The 20034-nt window shown below is 65.8% G+C and carries 18 protein-coding genes; 12 read left to right on the plus strand and 6 right to left on the minus strand.

From position 1 onward, the window contains the following. Nucleotides 1–146 precede the first annotated feature (146 nt). Nucleotides 147–1085: an NAD(P)-dependent oxidoreductase gene (locus BMY25_RS05685; RefSeq protein WP_092495668.1), complete on the plus strand. Its 939-nt coding sequence runs from the start codon at nt 147–149 to the stop codon at nt 1083–1085. A gap of 113 nt (nt 1086–1198) precedes the next feature. On the opposite strand, the gene BMY25_RS05690 is transcribed toward BMY25_RS05685, so the two are convergent. The 4 genes from BMY25_RS05690 to BMY25_RS05705 all read right to left on the minus strand — a co-directional run bounded on the left by BMY25_RS05690 (nt 1199) and on the right by BMY25_RS05705 (nt 5118). Next, nucleotides 1199–2335 (minus strand): M24 family metallopeptidase, encoded by a 1137-nt coding sequence (locus BMY25_RS05690; protein WP_092495859.1) that lies wholly within the window; start codon nt 2333–2335, stop codon nt 1199–1201. A gap of 34 nt (nt 2336–2369) precedes the next feature. Next, a complete protein-coding gene (locus BMY25_RS05695) occupies nt 2370–3074 on the minus strand; it encodes a type 1 glutamine amidotransferase (RefSeq protein WP_092495669.1) in 705 nt (234 codons plus the stop codon). Nucleotides 3075–3136: 62 nt separating this feature from the next. Next, complete coding sequence (locus BMY25_RS05700; protein ID WP_092495670.1) at nt 3137–4465, minus strand: hydantoinase/carbamoylase family amidase; 1329 nt, start codon at nt 4463–4465, stop codon at nt 3137–3139. Next, nucleotides 4462–5118, minus strand: coding sequence for a GntR family transcriptional regulator (locus tag BMY25_RS05705; protein ID WP_092495671.1), 657 nt, complete (start codon nt 5116–5118; stop codon nt 4462–4464). The genes BMY25_RS05700 and BMY25_RS05705 overlap by 4 nt, the downstream gene beginning before the upstream one ends. A 189-nt stretch (nt 5119–5307) precedes the next feature. Here BMY25_RS05705 and BMY25_RS05710 point away from each other — a divergent pair, with 189 nt between their 5' ends. From BMY25_RS05710 to BMY25_RS05735, 6 genes are read left to right on the plus strand one after another with little or no spacing between them, the layout of a single operon-like run. Beyond that, the gene (locus tag BMY25_RS05710; RefSeq protein WP_092495672.1) at nt 5308–6480 is read left to right on the plus strand and encodes a M24 family metallopeptidase; all 1173 of its coding nucleotides are present in this window, start codon (nt 5308–5310) and stop codon (nt 6478–6480) included. 58 nt (nt 6481–6538) lie between these two features. Next, nucleotides 6539–8089 carry an ABC transporter substrate-binding protein gene (locus BMY25_RS05715; RefSeq protein WP_092495673.1) on the plus strand — a complete coding sequence of 517 codons (1551 nt, stop codon included), beginning with the start codon at nt 6539–6541 and terminating at the stop codon, nt 8087–8089. After that, nucleotides 8067–9050, plus strand: a complete 984-nt coding sequence (locus tag BMY25_RS05720) for an ABC transporter permease (RefSeq protein WP_346432140.1) — start codon at nt 8067–8069, stop codon at nt 9048–9050. The genes BMY25_RS05715 and BMY25_RS05720 overlap by 23 nt, the downstream gene beginning before the upstream one ends. Further along, nucleotides 9043–9861, plus strand: a complete 819-nt coding sequence (locus tag BMY25_RS05725) for an ABC transporter permease (RefSeq protein WP_092495675.1) — start codon at nt 9043–9045, stop codon at nt 9859–9861. The genes BMY25_RS05720 and BMY25_RS05725 overlap by 8 nt, the downstream gene beginning before the upstream one ends. After that, the gene (gene nikE, locus BMY25_RS05730; RefSeq protein ID WP_092495676.1) at nt 9861–11522 is read left to right on the plus strand and encodes a nickel ABC transporter ATP-binding protein NikE; all 1662 of its coding nucleotides are present in this window, start codon (nt 9861–9863) and stop codon (nt 11520–11522) included. The genes BMY25_RS05725 and nikE overlap by 1 nt, the downstream gene beginning before the upstream one ends. Nucleotides 11523–11568: 46 nt before the next feature. Then, nucleotides 11569–12780: a M24 family metallopeptidase gene (locus BMY25_RS05735; RefSeq protein ID WP_092495677.1), complete on the plus strand. Its 1212-nt coding sequence runs from the start codon at nt 11569–11571 to the stop codon at nt 12778–12780. Nucleotides 12781–13101: 321 nt separating this feature from the next. Here the strand turns inward: BMY25_RS05735 and BMY25_RS05740 are convergent, their stop codons facing one another. Beyond that, the gene (locus tag BMY25_RS05740; protein ID WP_177176726.1) at nt 13102–14379 is read right to left on the minus strand and encodes an MFS transporter; all 1278 of its coding nucleotides are present in this window, start codon (nt 14377–14379) and stop codon (nt 13102–13104) included. A 259-nt stretch (nt 14380–14638) separates the two neighbouring features. Between BMY25_RS05740 and BMY25_RS05745 the strand changes: the two genes are divergently transcribed. From BMY25_RS05745 to BMY25_RS05765, 5 genes are all read left to right on the plus strand, one after another. Beyond that, the gene (locus BMY25_RS05745) at nt 14639–15355 is read left to right on the plus strand and encodes a GntR family transcriptional regulator (RefSeq protein ID WP_092495679.1); all 717 of its coding nucleotides are present in this window, start codon (nt 14639–14641) and stop codon (nt 15353–15355) included. A gap of 225 nt (nt 15356–15580) precedes the next feature. Next, nucleotides 15581–16357 (plus strand): ABC transporter ATP-binding protein, encoded by a 777-nt coding sequence (locus BMY25_RS05750; RefSeq protein WP_092495680.1) that lies wholly within the window; start codon nt 15581–15583, stop codon nt 16355–16357. Beyond that, nucleotides 16344–17042: an ABC transporter ATP-binding protein gene (locus BMY25_RS05755; RefSeq protein ID WP_092495681.1), complete on the plus strand. Its 699-nt coding sequence runs from the start codon at nt 16344–16346 to the stop codon at nt 17040–17042. Before BMY25_RS05750 ends, BMY25_RS05755 begins: the two co-directional genes overlap by 14 nt. A 4-nt stretch (nt 17043–17046) precedes the next feature. Beyond that, a complete protein-coding gene (locus BMY25_RS05760; protein WP_092495682.1) occupies nt 17047–17910 on the plus strand; it encodes a branched-chain amino acid ABC transporter permease in 864 nt (287 codons plus the stop codon). After that, nucleotides 17907–18938, plus strand: a complete 1032-nt coding sequence (locus BMY25_RS05765) for a branched-chain amino acid ABC transporter permease (protein WP_092495683.1) — start codon at nt 17907–17909, stop codon at nt 18936–18938. Before BMY25_RS05760 ends, BMY25_RS05765 begins: the two co-directional genes overlap by 4 nt. Nucleotides 18939–19032: 94 nt before the next feature. Here the strand turns inward: BMY25_RS05765 and BMY25_RS05770 are convergent, their stop codons facing one another. Beyond that, nucleotides 19033–20034, minus strand: coding sequence for a VOC family protein (locus tag BMY25_RS05770; RefSeq protein ID WP_092495684.1), 1002 nt, complete (start codon nt 20032–20034; stop codon nt 19033–19035).

Here is a 20034-nt window from a genome sequence, read left to right on the forward strand (position 1 = left end):
ACCTGGGTCCGAGTTCGTCTTCCCGGAGAGTTCGGGGATCCCGCTTGGGCTGACTGGCTAGGCCGGAATGCAGCAGCTACGGTCCGCGAACATGGGCATAGAGGAAACGGGGCGCGGCGTGCCCGCTTGTCCTGCGAGGATATGAAATGGCAGAAGTTCGTTGCGATTGCCTGCTGGTACAGCCAATCGCGCAGAGCGCGGTGAGACTCCTCGAAGAAGCCGGACTCCGGGTTCAACTCGCGCGAGACACCGACATGGAGACGCTCCGTCCCTGGCTCTCGCAAGTCCGAGCTGTCATTACCCGTAACCATGGCCTTTCGGCGGACGAGATTGCTGCCGCGCCGCATCTCCAGGTCGTGGGGGTACACGGGACCGGAACCGACAGAGTGCATAAGGTCTCGCTCGCCGAGCGCGGCATTCCTCTTGTGAACACGGCGGGCGCCAATGCCCAGTCGGTCGCCGAGTTGACGATCACGCTCATGCTTGCGTGCTCGCGCTCGCTTGTCCTTGCGGATCGGGCCACTCGGCAGGTCGACTTTGCGTTTCGGCAGACACACAGGACATTCGAGCTGAGCGGCCGCCGTCTCGGGCTGGTCGGCTATGGGCACATTGCCCGACTGGTCGCTCGTTTCGCCCTGGCCATCGGCATGGAGGTCGCGACCTTTTCGCGGTTCACCTCGGCTGACGACCTCGCAAAGAATGGCGTGAAACCGATGCAGGACATCGACGGCCTCTGCGCATGGTCCGACATTGTCTCGCTTCACGGCGTGCCTGCCGGGCAGCCCGTGATCGGGGCACGTCAACTGGAGCTCCTCGGCCCGGGCGGAATCCTTATCAACACGGCGCGGGGCGCTCTTATCGATGAAGAAGCCCTTGCCGCTGCGCTGAAAAGCGCGGTGATCGCGGGAGCGGGACTGGACGTCATGGCTACGGAGCCTCCCGTGTCCGACGATCCGCTGCTGCGATGCCCCAATCTTATCCTCACTCCCCATATTGGCGGCTCGACGGAAGAAGCGCTCGAGAGAACCGGGAAGGAGGTGGCGACGAAGGTGCTGGCGGAACTCGTCAAACTCCAGCGGACATAGGAGTTTCCCACCGAGCTTGTTCAAGCGGACCTGGCCCCGATGATGTTGCAGGCACGACGCGTCGTGTCAGTCCGGCGGGGGGTGTTTCAACCGCCCCCCTCTCACCGAAGCCGTCACCCCCTGCTGACGAATAGCTGGCGGGGAAAGTTGGTCAGCCGCTCGGTGCCGGTCTCGGTGACGGCGATCGTCTCCGACATGCCGAAACCGCGGGCAAGGACATAGGTGTGGAACACCATGCCGGGCTGGAAGCTCCAGGTCGCGCCGGGATGGGCCTCTAGCGGCTCGCCGCCGTTCGGCTGCAGCAACAGCCCGACCGAATAGAAGGTCTTGTTGGTATAGGTCTCGCGCAAGCCCGCGGACATCACGCCGTCGCGATAGATCGCATCGGGAACGGTGGCGGGAACCCCGGGGCGGACTTCGGCGATCGCCGCGTCCTGGATACTGACCAGCGTTTCGGCCAGCCGCTGGTCGTCGTCGCTTGCCTCGGCGACCCGGATCGGGCGCATGAAGCGGGCGTGGTAATGCCGGACGTTCGGCGTGGTTTCGATCTGGACGATATCGCCGCGTTCCAGCACCCGGTCGGAATAGCCGCCGTGCAGATGATAGGCGCGCTCGCCGGATGACATCACGCCGGGGCCGGGAAGATCGGAGCCGGCGCGGATCATCGCCGCGCAGATCTCGGCCGCCATCTCGCGCTCGGTGACGCCGACTGCGGCGGTGTCGATCGCAGCCTGCATGCCCGCCTCGGCCGCGTGGGCGGCGCGCCGCTGATAGGCGATCTCGGCCGGAGACTTGATCAACCGCATGCCCGGGACGAGGTCCGACTGGTCCTGGAACCGGGCCTGCGGCAGCGCGGAACGGATAGCTTCCCAGCGCGCGGCATTCAGGACCCACGCGCCCATCTCGACGCCGATGGACGCGGTCTTGCCCGCTCTGGCGATAATTGCGCCGACGGCAACCGCCGTGCGGTCATCGCTGTCGTTCCACATCACCCGATCGGGGAAGACGCAGGTGGCGTCGAGGTAATACTCCTCCACATCCCGGCAGAACAGGGTCGGTTCTCCCTCCGCCGGAATGATGGCGAACTGGAAGGTGCCATAGCCGCGCGTGAAATAACCGGTGACCCAGGTCACCGTTTCCGGCTGAAAAGCCAGGAGCATATCGAGGCCGCGCCGGCGCAGCTCCGCCTGAACGCGGTCAAGGCGGGCGCGATACTCCGCCGGTTCGAACCAATAGGCAGGCTGTACCATCTTCGTCTTCCTCATGCCTCTCGGACGCTCAGGATCAGGCGCGCAGAACCATTTCGGCAAAGCGCGTCAGCATGGTCTTCGCCTCCAGCGCTTCGTCCGGGTGGGCGATGAAATCGTCGACGTCGCCGCCGTCCTTCTCCATGCGTGCGCGATTTTCCTCAAACCAGATCGGCGCCTGCGCGCGGGTCACCTCCGGATGGCCCTGAATGCCCCAGGCGGGAGCGGTGCGGTGACGCCAGACCTGATTGGGGCAATCGTCAGACGCGGCGAGGACCACCATGTCGGGATGGTCATGGCGGACTTCGTCATTGTGCCAGACGAACATGCGGACAGTTTCGCGCCAATCGGCGGCGAGCGGGTCGCTTGCGGCCGCCGCGCTGACCGCGAGATCCTTGTAACCGATCTCGCAGGACTGACGGCGGAAGACCTGATCGCGCCCGCACAGGGCCGAGGCAAGAATCTGGCTGCCGAAGCAGATGCCGAGCATCGGAATCCCGCGCTCGGCCGCGTCGCGGATGAGCTCGTGCTCGCGATTGATAAAGGGCACATCCTCGTAGGCACCGTGTGGGCTGCCCGACAGGAAGATCGCGTCGTAACCGTCAAGGGTGCCGGGAAATTCGCCGTTGTACGCCCAGTAGCGCTCGACGGAGAGGCCCCAACTCCCGAAACGTTCGTCCAGTCGCGCGACCGAGGCGAGCTTGCGTCCGTTGCCGAGGTAGAGAAGGCGTCTGCTAGACATGGTTCGGTGTCTCTCGATGAGGTTGGTTGCCGGCCATCACGCCGATGGCCTGAGAGGCGGGTTTACGGTGCGGCGGGAAGGTCGCGCAGGCAGAAGGCGGAAAGCAGCCGTGCAGCTTCGGCGAAATCGGCGATCTCCATCGCCTCGTCCGGATTGTGGCTGCCGTTCCTGTTGCGCACGAAGATCATGCCGGTCGGGATGCCGTTGCGCGCGAAAACCGCCGCGTCATGTCCGGCCCCACAGGGCATCACGAGTGCCGGGATGCCGAGTTCGGCGGCGATGTCCTTCAAGCCGGACATGATCCCGGTATCCATCAGCGCCGGTTGGCTCGAAGTTTCGGGGCCAAGCTCGAATCGGACGGCGCGTGCCTTCGCTATGTCCGCCACCGCTGCGGCCAGTTCGGCCCGCATAAGGTCCAGCGTCGCAAGGCTCTGGCTGCGGAAATCGGCGGAGAACGTCACTGAGCCCGCGACCTTGGAGAAGGCCGCCTCGTTCGGGTCCGTGGCGATCTGGCCGAAGGTCACGGTCAGGTCGTGCCCCGCGTCTTCAAGGCGGGTCCAGGCTTCGTCGAGACGCACGATGAGCTGGGCGACGGCAAGCGCCGCGTCCTGGCGGCTCGCGCGCGGTGTCGCCCCGGAATGGGCATAACTGCCGACGCAGGCGGCATGACGATGACGGAAGCTGCCACGGATGCCGGTCACGATGCCGAGCGGCTTCTCCTCGTCGACCAGCACCGGTGCCTGTTCGATGTGCGTCTCGATGAAAAGCCCGACCCGCTCTCGGCCGAGCTGGGCCTCGCCTCGCCGGAGGACGGCGCTGTCACCGCCCGCGGCATCGATCGCGGCCCCGAGCCGCAGTCCGTCGCCAGCGCGCTCCGTGCGGTCGAGTTCCTCTGCCGTAAGCTCGCCGAATGCCGCGCGGCTGCCGATATAGGAGGCGGGAAACCACGTACTTTCCTCCGCCCGGATCGCCAGGATCGTGATGTCGTGCGGCGGGACGATGCGGGCGGCGCGGTAGCCGGAGACGACGGCCAGCCCGACCAGGACACCGGCGGCGCCGTCGTAATTGCCGCCGAGCGGCACCGAATCCAGATGCGATCCGAGGAAGAGGGCGGGGCCGCGCTGCTGGCCGCGCATGGTCATGGTGAGGTTGGCGCCGGCGTCGAGTTCGCATTCCATGCCGAGCCGCAAGGCCTCGCGGCGCACGATGTCATGCGCTATCTGCTCGCCGAGGCCGTAGGAGGCGCGGGTGATCCCCCGCTCGCTTCCGGTCCGCGCCCGCAACTCGTCGAAGAGGCGTTCCGCCAGCGCGACATCCGGAGAGAAAGCATTCGGCCGGGTCGATGTGGGGGGCGGGATCTCGGTGACGGGCTCGCGCGAAATGTCGGTCATGTCCGGGTCAATCTCTGGATGATGCTGTCGCGAACCCGGCCGAGATGCGAGGCCATGGCCGCCGCCGCGGTTTCGCCGTCCCCGGCTCCGATGGCGGCGAGGATCGCCATGTGCTCGCGGCAGGTGTCGCCGAGCCGCTCCGGCATGCTTCGCAGATCGAACATCAGCGTTTGCCGCCGCAGGGTCCGGATGATCGAAGACAGTTGCGGGTTGCCCACGGCGTCTGCGATCGTGCCATGCAACGCCTCGTCGACCTCGCGGACGACGGCGCGGTCGGCGCGCTTGCCGTCACCCTCGGCAAGGATGCTCTGGAGTTGCCCGGTGAGCTGGGAAAGGCGTTCGCCCGCCACTTTCCCGGCGGCGATGCGGGCGGCGGCGGGCTCCAGCATCAGGCGGATCTGCAGGGCATCCATGTAGTCCTCGATGCGCACCTGCCTGATCTGCAACCCTCGGCTTCCCTGCCTCAGGAGCAGGCCTTCACCCTCCAGCATCAGCAGCGCGTCGCGCACCGGGGTGCGGGACAGAGCGAGGATCTCCGCCAGCCGGCGCTCGTTGACGAGCTCTCCCGGCTGCAGCTTGCCGGTCAGGATCAGCTCCAGGATCTGCTCGTAGGCTTGCAGCGCCAGCCGCTTGTCAGGAACTCTCAGCATCATTCCCTCTCATCGCCGGTGCAGTTCCATCCGTCTCGGCATTCCTCGTCCTGCCTCATAAAACGGCAGGATAGGAAAGAATGTGCAAGGCATATTCCGTGTGTTGACCGATGGTATACCTAAACTTACCCTGCCTGCAACAGGAGGGGCGCTGACAGCGAGGGCGCCGATCTGAAAGGAACCGTGTTGGCAATGAAACCGGGTGCGACGCTGCCGTTTTCCCGCGAGGAACACCTCGGCCGCCAGGCTCGCCTCAGGGAGGCTCTCGCCGCTCGCGGTGTCGATGCCATGTTGGTCTTCTCGCAGGAGAGCCTCTACTGGCTGACCGGTTATGACACCGGCGGTTTCGTCTTCTTCCAATGCGCGGTGGTGACGGCGGACGCGCGGCCGATCGTGCTTCTCACCCGCCGCCCGGATCTTCTGCAGGCGCGCCAGACATCGACGATCGAGGACATCCGCATCTGGTGGGATGCGGACGATGCCAATCCTGCCGAGGATCTTCGGGCGATCCTGGCCGAACTCGGCCTGAAGGGCCGCCGTGTCGCGATCGAACTCAACACCCACGGGCTGACCGGCTGGAACCTGTGGCGCTGCCAGCAGAGCCTTGATGGCTGGTGCACGCTGGAGAACGACGGTCACCTCATCCGCAAGCTGCGCCTGATCAAGTCGGGCACCGAGATCGCCGTCATGCGGAAGGCCGGCGAGATCTGCGACCGGGCGCTGGACCGGGTCATCGCCAAGGCGCGCCCGGGCATACTCGACGGCGAGTTGAAGGCGGAATACCTGGCCTCGATCCTGGGCGATGGTGCGGACATGCCGCCGAACGCGCCGCTTTTCAATTCCGGCGAGCGGGCCGTGTATGGGCGCGGCGTCGCCACGGCGCGGCGGCTTCTGGCCCAGGATCAGATCCTCGTCGAGTACCCCGTGCCTTACCGGCACTACAATGTGAAGACGGAATGGACGATCGTCTTCGGCGAGGTCCCGGACCGCCAGCGCCGGATGTACGACGTCGGGCGCGAAACCCTTGCGGCGATGACGGAACTCGCCCGGCCGGGCACGACGCTCGGCGAGATCTTCGACTGCTATGCCCGCGGGCTGGATGACGCCGGTTATCGTGCCGCGCGCTACGGTGCCACCGGTTATTCGGTCGGCATCTCCTTCGCGCCGACGTCGATGGACGTGCCCCCGATGATCTACTCGGGCTGCGCCACGGTGTGCGAGCCGGGGATGACCCTTTTCTACCACGTCATGAACGGCGACGGCGACAGCGGCCTTGCCATGGGCGTCGGCCACACGCTGCTCGTTACCGAAAGCGCGCCCGAGCTTCTCACCGGTCTTCCGTCCGACCTCACCGTCATCACCTGAACCGTCTGCCACGATCGGCGATCGCTGCCGCCCGTCCTTACCCTCGAGGAAAAGCGCCATGACCTATCTGATGCTGAAGCGACGTCATGTTCTCATGGGCCTCGCCGCGCTTTCGGCCGCTTCGGCGCTGCCCCGCTCTGCATTCGCGCAAGGCGCCGCTCCGAAGAAGGGCGGTACGCTGCGGATCAGTCATTCGACCCGGATCGCGTCGCTCAACGTGCTCACCCTTTCGGGCCCGGCCGAGTATCCCTGCATCGACATGATCTATTCCGGCCTGACCCGCATCGGGGCCGACAACAAGGCCCATCCGGATCTCGCCACCGGCTGGGAGGCTTCCGCCGATGCCAGGGAATTCACCTTCCACCTCCGGCCGGGCGTGACCTTCCACGACGGCACCCCCTTCACGGCCGACGACGTGATCGCGACCTACCAGGCGATCCTCAACCCGAAGATCCCTGCGGCGGCACGCTCGGTTCTGAACATGATCGACAAAATCGAGGTGGTAGACCCGCTGACGGTCAAGTTCACGCTGAAGACGCCGTTCGCCGACCTGCCGGTGTCGACCGCCCATGCCAATGCGCGCATCATCTCGAAGGCGGCGCTGGCCGGGCCGATCGGCAACCTCGAAACCAGGGCGAACGGCACCGGACCGTTCAAGCTCGAAACCTACGACAGCGCGCGCATGGTGCGGCTGGTCAGGAACGAGAAATACTACGTACCGGGCAAGCCGCATCTCGACGCGGTCGAGATGATGCTCTTCCCGGATCTGGCCGCGGAAACCGCGAATTTCCTTTCCGGCTCGACCGACGTCATGATGACGGTGCAACAGGCGGACTATCAGCGCATCGCGGGCGAGGCCGGTGTCCATGCCGAGCGCGTGCCGTCAGGCCGTTTCGCCTGCGTCGTCATGCGCCAGGACCAGAAGCCCTGGAACGACGTGCGTGTCCGCAAGGCCCTTTCCATGGCGACCGATCGCGACCTTTTGGTCGAGGTGATCCTGGAGGGCCTGGGCCGGCCTGCCTATGACAGCCTCGTGCCGCCGGAGCTGCAATTCGCCACCGAAAAGCCTGCGATCGCCTACGATCCGGAGGGCGCCAGGAAGCTACTTGCCGAAGCCGGTTATCCCAACGGCATCAAGGCGACGCTCGTCGCGTCTGACCGGCCGGCGATCCGCGCGCAGACCGCGATCGCGCTCAAGCAGACCGCGGCGGCAGGCGGCTTCGACCTGGATATCCAGACCATGCCGCACGACACCTATCTTGCGAGCGTCTGGATGAAGGGGCCCTTCTATATCGGCTATTGGGGCATGCAGCCGACCATCGATGCCACCTACAACCTGCTTCTGACCTCGGACGCTTCCTATGAGGATACGAACTGGAAGAACAAGGATTTCGACAAGCTGATCGACGAGGGTCGTTCCACCGTCGAGGAGTCCAAGCGCGCCGAAATCTACAAGAAGGCCCAGGATCTGGAACTGGCCGAAACGCCCTATGTCGTGCCCTTCTTCGAAGATGTGCTGACCGCGAGCCGGGCGACTACGCACGACTGGTCGGTTTCGCCCATGGACCGGTATTTCCACGTCGAGGATGTCTGGCTGGACAAAGCGTGAGGGCGGGCAGGTGAGCCTCGCCTATCTCCTGCGCCGTCTGGGCAGCATCGTCCTGGTTTTGGCGATCGTTACCCTCGCCGTTTTCATCCTGACTGCGGTCCTCCCCGGCAATGCGGCGCTGATGATCCTGGGGCAGAACGCCTCGGCGGATTCGCTCGCGGCCCTCACGGCGCAACTGGGTCTCAACCGGCCGCTGCCGGTCCAGTATCTCAGCTGGGTTTGGGGCGTGCTGCATGGAAATCTCGGCATGTCACTGCGGCTCTCGCTGCCGGTGTCGCAGGTCGTGGGGGAAGCGTTCTGGAATTCGCTCGCGCTGGCGGTGACGGCGCTGGTCGCGGTGACCGCCGTTGCGATCCCGCTGGGCGTCGTGGCTGCGCTCGCCCGAGGGACCGTCGTCGATCTCCTGATCGGTCTGTTTTCCTATGTCGGGACCTCGATGCCGGAATTCGTGACGGCGACGCTTCTGCTCGTTCTCTTCGCTTCGCCCGGCGCCCAGATGCTGCCGGCGGGCGGCTTTGTCGCGCCGGGCGAAAACCTGCTTGGCTTCCTGGATCACGCGATCTTGCCGGCGGCGACGCTCGGGCTCATCCTCGTCGCCCATATCTCGCGCCAGGTCCGCAGCGAGATGTCGGAGGTGCTGTCCGCCGACTATATCCGCGCCGCTCGGCTGAAAGGGCTGCGCGAGGGGCGGGTAATCCGCCGCCATGCCCTGCCGAACGCGCTCGCGCCCGCGGTCGCGGTGATTGCGCTCGATGTCGGCTATCTTCTCGGCGGAATCATCGTCGTGGAGGAGATTTTCGCCTGGCCGGGGCTAGGTCGCCTGCTCATCTACGCCCTGCAGAATCGCGATCTGCCGGTCATCCAGGCCATCACGCTGCTGCTGGCGACGGTCTATGCGCTGACCAACCTTGCCGCCGATATCGCGATCGCCATCCTCGACCCTCGGGTGCGCTATGCGTGACATTCTGCGCAGCCCAACGGGGATCGCGGGCACGGTCCTTCTGCTGATCGTCTTCGGCGCGGCGCTTTTCGGGCCCTGGATCGCGCCCTACGACCCGCAGGCCTTTCATGCCACGGCGCGCTTGCAGGGGCCGAGCTGGCGCTATCTGGCCGGCACCGACCAGTATGGCCGCGACCTGCTTTCGCGTCTTCTCAACGGAGCGCCGGCAACTGTGCTCTTCGGCCTCGGCGCCACGGTTCTGGGGGTCGGAGCCGGGGCGATCATCGGGGTGAGCGCAGGCGTCGCCGGCGGCCGGACCGACACGATCGTGATGCGGATCCTCGACGGCATCCTCGCCATGCCGGAGCTGCTCTTCACGCTCCTGATCGTGACCTTTCTCGGTGGTGGCCTGGGGCAGGCGCTGCTGGCCGTCGCGGTGACCTTCATGCCGGGCATGGCGCGTATCGCTCGTAGCGCGGTGCTTTCCGTCCGAACGCGCGAATATGTGCTCGCCGCCCAGGCGAGGGGTGAATCCCGGCTCTGGATCGTCGGGCGCGAGGTGCTGCCGAACGTGCTCGGGCCGATCATCGTGGAGGCGACCATTCGCGTCAGCTTCGCGATCATGATCGGCGCGACCCTGGGCTTTCTCGGCCTGGGCGCGCAGCCGCCATCCACGGAGTGGGGCCTCATGGTGGCCGAGGCCCGCCAGTACATGTTCCGCAATCCCTGGTGCGTGATCGGGCCCGGTGTCGCGGTCGCGATGACGGCGATGGGTTTCAACCTCTTCGGAGACGCGCTGCGCGATGCCTTCGATCCGCGGAGGAAGCGCTGATGTCGCCCCTTGCTACGGGTTCGGCGGCAAAGCCGCGCCGTGTGCTCGATATCGCCGATTACTCGCTGTCCTATGACACGGCGGAGGGACCGATCGAGGCGCTGAAGTCGATCTCGCTCACGATCCACGCTGGCGAGACCCATGGACTGGTTGGCGAAAGCGGCTCGGGCAAATCGACGCTCGCCTGGTCGATCATGCGCTATCTCGCCCCGAACGCGATCGAAACGAGCGGAACGATTCTCGTCCTGGGCGAGCACATGACCGGCATGCGCAAGGCCGATGTCGAACGAATGCGCGGCAGCCGGATCGCGATGGTCTTTCAGGATCCGAGTTCCGCGCTCAATCCGGCCATGCGGCTTGGCGACCAGTTGGTTGAGGTGCTGATCCGGCATCGCGGAATGGGCCGGGCCATGGCCTGGAAGGAAGGCGAGGCCGCGCTCGCCCGCACCGGCATTGCCAAACCGGCCGAGTTGATGCGGCGCTATCCGAACGAGGCCTCCGGTGGCGAGAAGCAGCGTGTGGTGATCGCCACGGCCTTTGCCTGCAATCCCGAACTCATCATTTTCGACGAGCCGACGACGGCGCTGGATATCCTGACGGCCAAGCAGATCCTCGAACTCTTCGTTGCCCTGCGCGAGGAGACCGGGGTCGCCGCGCTCTATATCTCGCACGATCTCGGTCTCACCGCGCGGATAGCGGACAAGGTCTCGGTGATACACCGGGGCGCCATCGTGGAGTCGGGTCCGGTGACCGAGGTGTTCCAGAGGCCGCGCGAGCCTTATACCCGGCAGCTCATGGCCGCAGTGCCACGCCCGCAGCATCGGATCGCAGTGCCGGAGCCAAGTGTCTCCGAGCCGCTGCTTGCGATGCAGAATCTGACGGTTCGTTATGGCAAGCCGGGTTGGCTGACTCGCCTGCTCGACCCCTCCGCGCGAGCCCATAACGGGGCCGAGGACGTAAGCCTCTCGATCCGACCCGGCGAACTCCTGGGTATCGTCGGCGAAAGCGGTTCCGGCAAGTCGACGCTCGCCAAGGCTGCGACCGGGCTGAACGCGTTCGAGGGACGGGTGGTCTATGGCGGCCGCAGCTTCGGCAGCCGGCGCGACTACGACAAGGCTTACCGCCGCGAAATCCAGATCGTGTTTCAGCATCCCGATGCGAGCCTCAATCCCCGCATGACGATCGGCGGTATTCTGGCGAGGCCGCTACGGCTCTACCGGGTCGTGCCCCGTTCCGGAGTCGAGCGGCGTGTGGGTGAACTCCTGGACATGGTTCTGCTGCCGCGCGATTTCGCGAGCCGTTACCCGCACCAGCTTTCGGGCGGCGAGAAGCAGCGCGTCGCCATTGCACGCGCCTTCGCGGCCGAACCCAAGCTCGTGATCTGCGACGAGATCACCGCCGCGCTCGACGTCTCGGTGCAGGCGGCCGTGGCGCGGCTACTGGTCGACCTTCAGCGTCGGTCGGGCGCGGCCTGCCTTTTCATCACGCATGATCTCAACCTGATCCGCCAGCTCGCGCATCGGGTCGCCGTGATGCAGCGGGGACGTCTGGTCGATCTGTTCGCCGTGGACGACGCCGATAGCCCCGATCGCCACCCCTATACCCGCGCGTTGCTGGACGCCGTGCCGGTTCCAGCCGAACCTGCCGAGAGCTTGTTATGATTGATATCCCCCTGCCGATGATGCTGTGCCGCATCTGTGAGACCGCATGATGGATCTTGCCCGTGAATACACAGGCCGGACCCTGTCCGACCGCTCTGTGACCCTGCGATTTCCAGAGGAGGAGCATCGTGGCCGCCTCCGTCGTACGCAGCAGATCATGGCGGCGAGGGGGCTCGACGCGCTGCTGATCTTCGCGCAGGAGAGCCATTATTATCTCACCGGCTTCGACACGGCTGGCTACGTCTTCTTTCAGGCCGGTCTGGTCATGGCTGATGCCGGGCCGACCACCCTTCTGACCCGCACGCCGGACAAGCGCCAGGCCGAGGTCGCCTCTCTCTACGACGAGGTCCGGATCTGGCTGAACGCCGAAGACGCGAACCCCGCGCTGGACCTCAGGGCCGTTCTCGAAGAGCGTGGGCTGAAGGGCGCGAAAGTCGGCGTCGAGTTCGCGACATATGGCCTGACCGCCGCGAACGGCCGGCTGATCGAAGCGGCGCTTACCGGTTTTTGCACGCTGGAGGATGCCTCCGATATCGTGCGCGGCCAGCGGCTGGTGAAGTCTTCCTTGGAACTTGAACTCACCCGTGAGGCCGGGCGGCTGGCCGATGCGGCGGTGGAGGCGGCCATCGCTGCCGCTGCGCCCGGGGTTTTCGACACGGCACTCTCCGGCGCGGCGGTGACCGCGATGCTCCAGGGCGGAGGCGACATGCCCTCGGGCGGCCCATTGGTGAATTCCGGGCCGCGTGCGCTCTTCGGGCGTGGGATCGGAGGACCCCGGCGCATCGAGGCCCGCGACCAGATCCTTGTCGAACTCGCGGCATCCGCCTGCCGCTACCATGTGGTGATCGAGCACACGCTGGCGGTGGGGCCGGTCGATCCGCGCCAGCAGGATCAGATGAAAGTCGCCATCCAGGCGCTGGAAGAGGTAAAGGATGCGGCCCGACCCGGCGTTGCGCTCGGGACACTCGACGACATCCACCGCCGCGTGCTCGATGCCGCCGGCTTCGCCGAAATGCGGTACGCCGCCTGCGGCTACGCCCTCGGCTGCACCTTCAAACCGACCTGGATGGACGTCCCGCCGATGATCTATTCGGGCAATCCATTGATCGTTCGGCCGGGCATGGTGTTCTTCGTGCACATCATGATCCCCGATGTCTCGACCGGGCTCGTGGCCGGGGTTGGCCAGACATTCGTGATCCGTGAGCACGGGGCGGTAGAGACCTTCAGCGCGCTGCCCCTGCAGCTTTGGACGCTCTGACCGATGCAGGCATCATAGTTCACTGTCAGCCGGGCCGATCCGTGATGCTCGCGCCGGGATTCCGAGGCCGGAATCTCCATTTGCCCACGCGGGCGTTCACGAGCAGATCTGGGTGGCGGATCTGGAGCTGCCTCGCAATTCGACGACCAGTGTGCGAGGTGCGTCTGTGCGAGGTTGTCCCGCCTGTTTGACCTGTTTGGCGGCCGGGCCAAGCTAATGCCGGGCGTCGTTTATGCCGCCAGTCGGATATTCCGACCGCTCATATGCCGCGACCGGGTCTTGGCCGCGCCCGTCGGAACGAGAGGTCCCGTCAGCCCTCCGCTAACGCAGGGGAGCGACGTTTATGGCTGCGGGCCCCGCTCGGTGATCTGCTTGCCGGGTGCGCCCTAGAGCGAAGAAGACGCATGCGGCCAGCAGGCCCGCTGCGCCGAAGATCAGGCCGATCGTGTCGTAGGAGTGGAGGCGATCGTAGACTGCTCCGAGGACCAGCGGACCCACGAGGCCGCCGAGGTTGAAGACACCGAAGCAGAGGCCGAAGATCTTGCCGTAGGCCCGTTGTCCGTAGCGCTTGTTGAGCACGTAGGCCATCACGTCGCCCTCGCCGCCAAGGGCGGCCCCGAGCAGCATCGCGGCGATGTAGGGGGACCCGTGCAGCGATGATACTGTGAGCAGGACGCAGCCGAGCGAAGCTGCGGCGAAGAAGATGAAGCCCAGAAGATAGGCCGACATGCGGTCGAGCAGGACGCCGCCGGCCGCGCGGCCGAGGATCACGACGATGCCCATGACGGAAAGGGTGGAGGCGGTTTCCGCCGGGCCCAGTCCGCGGTCGCTCAGGATCGGCCCGAGCTGCGAGGTGGTCCCCCAGTAGATGGCCCCGATGACCGTGAAAGCGGCGACGAGCAGCCAGTAGTCCCAGGCTCTGAGCACCCTGAAGAAAGACGCGCGGTCCTCGTCCCTGAATGTGGCCTGTTCGGAAATGGCCACGGCCGGGCTCGGCGCGGCAAGATCGCCCGACGCGGCTCGTCGGCCCGGAACGTCCCGGTCCCTCACCAGGGTCAGCGCGTTGACGATGCCGACGATGGCGACGACGACCGCGAGGGCGACGAAGCCGCCACGCCAGCCGAACGACCCTTCGGCGAAGCGCGCGAGCATCGGCATGAGGACGCCGCCGAGCCCGATGCCGAGCGAGGCGATGGACAGGCTCAGCCCGAGATTGCGCTCGAACCATTTCGGCAGGATCGCGAGGACACTGGGCGGATTGGACGCGCTGCCCACGGCGCCCATGCAGAAGGCGAGGGCCACATACATGGGGAAGGACGAAATCCCGCCGAAGCACGCGAGCAGCAGCGGCAAGCCGAGCGACGCGAAGAGGATGACCGGGCGGCTTCCGACGCGGTCGAGGATCGCTCCCGACGCGGTGGAGAAGATCGCGACGGCCAATTGGGCGACCGCGAATCCGGCCGACATCTGCGTTCGCGTCCAGCCCAGTTCCGCCAGCATCGGCTTGGAGAAGACGCCTAGTGTGAAAAGGTAGATCGGGGCGAAAGAGAACGTCAGTGCGATCAGGCAGCCGACCAGAACGGACCACTTATTGCGCATGCTAGCCTCCCGGTACGGCGGTCGCATGTGCCTGCCGCACCGTGACCAGCTCTTGGCTCTCGAGGAGCTCTTGTCTGTCCGGCCGGGCAGCTCGATCAGCGGTCCAGGCAGGACATGTGTAAAATCGACGATAATATTTCGACTGTCAAATGATCGATTATTTTTCGATGCTGTCGGTTTGGTGGTTTCAAGGAGCGTGATCGGCGCGATCGTCGATGCTAAGCTGCATCCGCCTCCTGTCCGTTGAAGAGAATGACGCATGCCATCTTTGATCACCTCCAGCGCGAAGGCCGGCAAGGAAACCCTGGCATCCGTCGTATACGACCAGCTGCGCCAGGATATCCTGACGGTTGCCGTGCCGGCGGGCAGCAAGCTGAACATCCGGGAACTCTGCGAGCGCTTTTCCGTCGGGCTCAGTCCCGTGCGCGAAGCGCTGAGCCGCCTGTCGATGGAGAAGCTCGTCAGTCAGGTGGATCACCGTGGCTTCACCGTCGCTCCCCTGTCGGAAGCCGACCTCGACGATCTCACCAGGGCGCGCTGCGCCATCGACGGAATGGCCCTGCGGCAATCGATGGAGGCCGGGGAGGCAGCCTGGGAAGAACAGCTGCTGCTCTCCTATCACCGCCTGTCCAGGACGCCGCGCTTCGGCGCGGAGGGAAGCCCGACCCGGAGTCCGATCTGGGAGGAGGCGCACCGCAATTTCCACCGTGCCCTGGTGGCGGGTTGCGGTTCGCGTTGGCTGGAAACCGTCAGCGGCCAGCTGTTCGAGGCTGCCGAGCGTTACCGCCATCTCGCCCGGCGCGGCGGCGCGACGAGGGTCAACGACGATGAACATCGTCCCATCATGGAAGCGGCACTGGCGCATGAGGTCGATCATGCGGTGGACCTGCTGTCGCGGCACTACGAACGGACGGCCGATCTCGTGAAGCTGGTGCTGCGCGATCCGGGAGCGACAAAGACCGTCGTTCCAAAATGATCGATTATTGTAAGAATATCTATAAATAATCGATTGCAATCCCGAATTGTCGGCTGCACATTCCCGGTGTGGCGCGAGAGAAGCCGGTCAGGCTCGGTGCCATTTGAGGCGGTTCGGGGAGTGAGAACATGAAGCTGGACGGCGGATCGCTTGGAACGGCGTCGGGCTGCGTGCCGCGCGACGGTCGTTATTCCCCTCGCGCCTGGCTCTGACGGCGAGCCATCCATGGCGCCGATCCTTTCGCTGCGCGGTGTGTCCAGAAGTTTCGGTGCGGTCGTGGTCGCTCGCGATCTCGACCTCGATCTGGCCGAGGGAGAAGCCCTTGGCATGCTCGGGCCGAACGGAGCGGGCAAGAGCACGCTGTTCGGGCTGATCACCGGGACGTTGTCGCTGAATTCCGGCACCATCTCCTTCGGCGGTCAGGACATCACGCATATTCCGGCCGCACAGCGCAGCCGCCTCGGCATGGCCCGATCCTTCCAGGTGCCGCAGCCTTTCTCCGGGATGACCGTTTTTGAAAATTGCGTCGCAGCCGGCGCTTTCGCCCGCAATCAGGCGGAACGCGCCGTCTATGAGCGCGCAGCCTATGTCCTCGATCAATGCGGCCTGACGGCCAAGGCGAACGTCAAGGCCGGCACGCTGACGCTGCTCGACCGCAAGCGTCTGGAACTGGCGCGGGCGCTGACGACGCGGCCCAGATTGCTGCTTCTGGACGAGGTCGCGGGTGGGCTGAGCGAGCCGGAATGCGCCATCCTGATCGAGCTGATCAAGGACATCCGGACCACCGGCGTCTCGCTGATCTGGATCGAGCACGTCATCCACGCTCTGGTCGCCGTGGTGGACAGGGTCGTGGTGCTCGCCGGCGGCGTCTTCATTGCCGACGACACGCCGCAGCGCGCGATCCAGCACCCCAAGGTGGTCGAGGTCTACATGGGTATCCCGGCGAGCGAAGCCGCCGAGACTGCCGCCGCCGGATCGGAGGGCCGTCATGTCCCTGCTTGAAGTCGACGCGATCGATACGTTCTACGGCGACTTCCAGGCCCTCTACGGCATCTCCATGGCGGTCGATGAGGGGCAGGTGGTCGCGGTGATCGGCGCGAACGGCGCGGGCAAGTCGACGCTCATGAAGTCGATCGTCGGCCTGCTTCATCCCGCGCGTGGTCGCATCCTGCTGGACGGCAGGCCGGTCGAAGGAATGCGGCCCTCCAAACTGGTCGCGCAGGGGATCGCGCTGGTGCCGGAGGGGCGACGGCTCTTCCCCTCGCTCAGCGTCGGCGAAAACCTGATGGTGGCGGGGCAGCTCGGCCGCCCCGGTCCCTGGACCATCGAGCGCGTCTTCGACCTCTTCCCGGTGTTGAGGGAGCGCCAGCACCAGCAGAGCACCTCGCTGTCCGGCGGCCAGCAGCAGATGGTGGCGATCGGCCGGGCGCTGATGTCGAACCCTCGACTGCTGCTCTGCGACGAGCTGAGCCTCGGCCTCGCGCCCATCGTCGTCCGTGAGATCTTCGGGCGCCTGCCCGAAATCGTCGCGCAGGGCACCAGCATCGTCATCGTCGAGCAGGATGTCATGCAGGCCATGGCCGCGGCCTCGATGCTCTACTGCCTCCAGGAAGGACGGACCGTGCTGTCCGGCCCGCCAAAGAGCCTGACGGCGGATACCGTCCGGGCCGCCTATTTCGGAGTTTGACCCCGTGGATTGGCTGAACACCATCGTGCAAGGCGTGCTTCTGGGCGGGCTCTATGCCCTCTTCGCGGCGGGCTTGTCGCTCATTTTCGGCGTGATGCGCCTCGTCAATATCGCTCACGGCGACATCATCGTGGTCACGGCCTACATGGCCTTCTTCACCACCCGGCTGCTCGGCATAGACCCGTTCACCGCGCTGCTGATCGTGGTGCCCCTGTCCGCGCTGGTCGGCTACCTCCTGCAGCGACTGCTCCTGAACCGGACGCTCGGGGAGGACTTGCCACCGCTCCTCGTGACGTTCGGGCTTTCCGTGATCATCCAGAACGTCCTGCTGCTGCTCTTCAAAGCCGACAGCCACAAGCTCCAGATGGGCTCGCTGGAAGTGGCGAGCTGGATGCCGGTCCCCGGCCTCTACATCGGGGCGCTGCCGCTGATCCAGTTCTGCACCGCCGTGGTCGTCGTGGGCGGCCTCCAGGTCCTGTTCTACAGGACGCCGCTCGGCCGCGCCTTCCGCGCCACGTCGGACGATCCGGAAATCGCCCAGCTGATGGGTCTCGACAACCGGCATCTCTTCGGCATGGCGATGGCGCTTGCCCTCGCGGTGGCCGCGATTGCAGGCACTTTCATCGCGATCCGGACGAACTTCGATCCCTTCGCCGGTCCTAACCTCCTGATCTTCGGCTTCGAAGCCATCATCATCGGCGGCCTCGGCAGCCTGTGGGGCACGCTCGCCGGCGGCGTGCTGCTCGGGGTCGCGCAATCCGTGGGCGGCGAGCTCAACGTGGCGTGGCCGATCCTCGCCGGCCACGTCGCCTTCCTCATGGTGCTGCTGGTCCGGCGGCAGGGCCTGTTCCCCAAGGTGATGGCATGACCGTTCTCGAAGCGTCTTCGCCGCGCGCGATCTCGGTCCGGTTCTCCAACCGGTCCAGCCGGATCGGAATGCTGGTCGTCGCCGTCGCGCTGCTGTTCTGCGCGACGGCGCCACTCTGGGCCGACCGCTCCTCGCTCCGTCTCTACGGGGAGATCTACACCTATGTGGCGCTGGCGAGCCTCTGGAACCTGCTGGCCGGCTATGCCGGGCTGGTCTCCGTCGGCCAGCAGGCCTTCGTCGGTCTCGGCGGCTACGTGCTGTTCCTGCTGGCGCTGAACAGCGGGCTGAACCCACTGATCGGCATTCCCATTGCCGGCTTGGTCAGCGGCCTGATCGCCATCCCCATCATCTTCGTGCTGCTTCGCCTGCGCGGAGCCTATTTCACCATCGGGTCCTGGGTCGTGGCGGAGATCTTCCCGCAGGTCTTCCAGCAGATCCCGGCGGTGGGCGGCGCATCCGGCATCAGCCTGCCGGCCGCCGTGGTGAAGTCGATCGCCGCCAGCCGGGATACGCGGGAATGGCTGATCTACTGGCTGGCGCTGGCCATGGCGGTGCTCACCATCGGCGCCATCGTGGCGCTCCTGCGCACCCGCTGGGGACTGGCGCTGGCCGCGATCCGCGACAACGAGCTCGCGGCGCGTTCCAACGGAATGGACGTGAACCGCACCCGTGTCGTTGTCTTCGTCGCGGCTGCCGTCGCAACGGGCATGGTGGGGTCGCTGATCTTCCTGCAGAAGCTGACGGTGACGCCGGTCGCCGCCTTCAGCATCAACGACTGGACGGTCAACATCATCTTCATCACGGTGATCGGCGGCATCGGGCGTGTCGAAGGCCCGGTTATCGGCACGGCCGTCTTCTTCCTGCTGCGCCAGTTCCTCGCCGATTTCGGCAGCATCTACATCATTGTCCTCGGCGTCGTGGCAATCGCGATCATGCTGAAGGCGCCACGCGGTCTCTGGGGCTTTCTGGCCGACCGCTACGGCTGGCAGGTCTTCCCGCTGACACGGCGCGTGGTGTTCAGGAACTGATCGGTGCGGCCGCGGCGGAGCGGGGGCTAAACGAAAGGGGCGGGGCATGATCTGCCCCGCCCCTTTCGTCTTAAGGATGGATAGTGGCCGGGGCTCAGGCTTCCTCGGCCAGATATTTCTCCAGCGTCATCGGGGTCGGCCGGACCGCCGTTTCGCGCACGGGCGTATCCTCGAAGGGGGTCGCCTGCTCGAACCAGCGACCGCGGGCGGGATAGCCCCAGGGGAACGAGACGGCGGGATCGGCCGGATCCCAGCGAACCGGCTCCAGCTCAAGGTCCAGAACCTGGTAATGGGTGTTGAACAGCTCCACCCGGTGCCCGTCCGGATCGCGGAAATAGACGAAGAGCGCATGGCCGGGACCGTGCCGGCCGGGGCCGCGTTCCACCTGCCGGCCAAAGCCGAGTTCGCCGGCGATGTCACAGGCGCGCAAGAGATGCTGCGTCTCCGGCACCATGTAGGCGAAGTGATGCAGCCGAGGCCCGTCGCCGTTGAAGAAGACGAGGTCGTGCGGGTTGCCCTTGCGCTGCAGGAAGACGGCGCGGATCTGCTCATCGTCCGGCCCGACATATTCGGTCAGCAGGAAGCCCAGATCCATGTAGAAATCCAGCGCCCCCCGCAGGTTCGGCGTCAGGAGCTGGTAATGGTCGATGCGGAGCGCCGACCCGCCGCGATGATGGTGAAAGCGGGTGATCTGGCGCGGCTCCACCGGCATGTGCGCGCAATATTCCATGCGGTTGCCGAAGGGGTCGGTGACGTGCAGGGTCAGGCCTTGATAGGGCACCTCCGCCCACTCGGCGGCGCAGCCGTGCCCGGCGAAATAGTCCCGGGCAATGCGGAGGTCATCCTCGGTGCGGACGCGCAGGCCGATCCGCGCGCAACACGGCGCGTCCTTTGACTGCCGCAGGACGAGACTGTGGTGACAGGCCTCCTCGACGCCGCGCAGATAGAGCGCGTCGTCCGTCTGCAGCGTCACCACGAGACCGAGCACTTCTTCGTAGAACAGGCGGCTGGCGGCGAGATCGGCAACCGTCAGCACGACGTGGCTCGCACGGGTGATGTTGAAGGGCGGGTTCAGTACGGGAGGGCGGAGCGCCAT

The sequence above is a fragment of the Faunimonas pinastri genome, from assembly GCF_900110915.1.
GTDB classification, from domain to species: Bacteria; Pseudomonadota; Alphaproteobacteria; order Rhizobiales; family Afifellaceae; genus Faunimonas; species Faunimonas pinastri.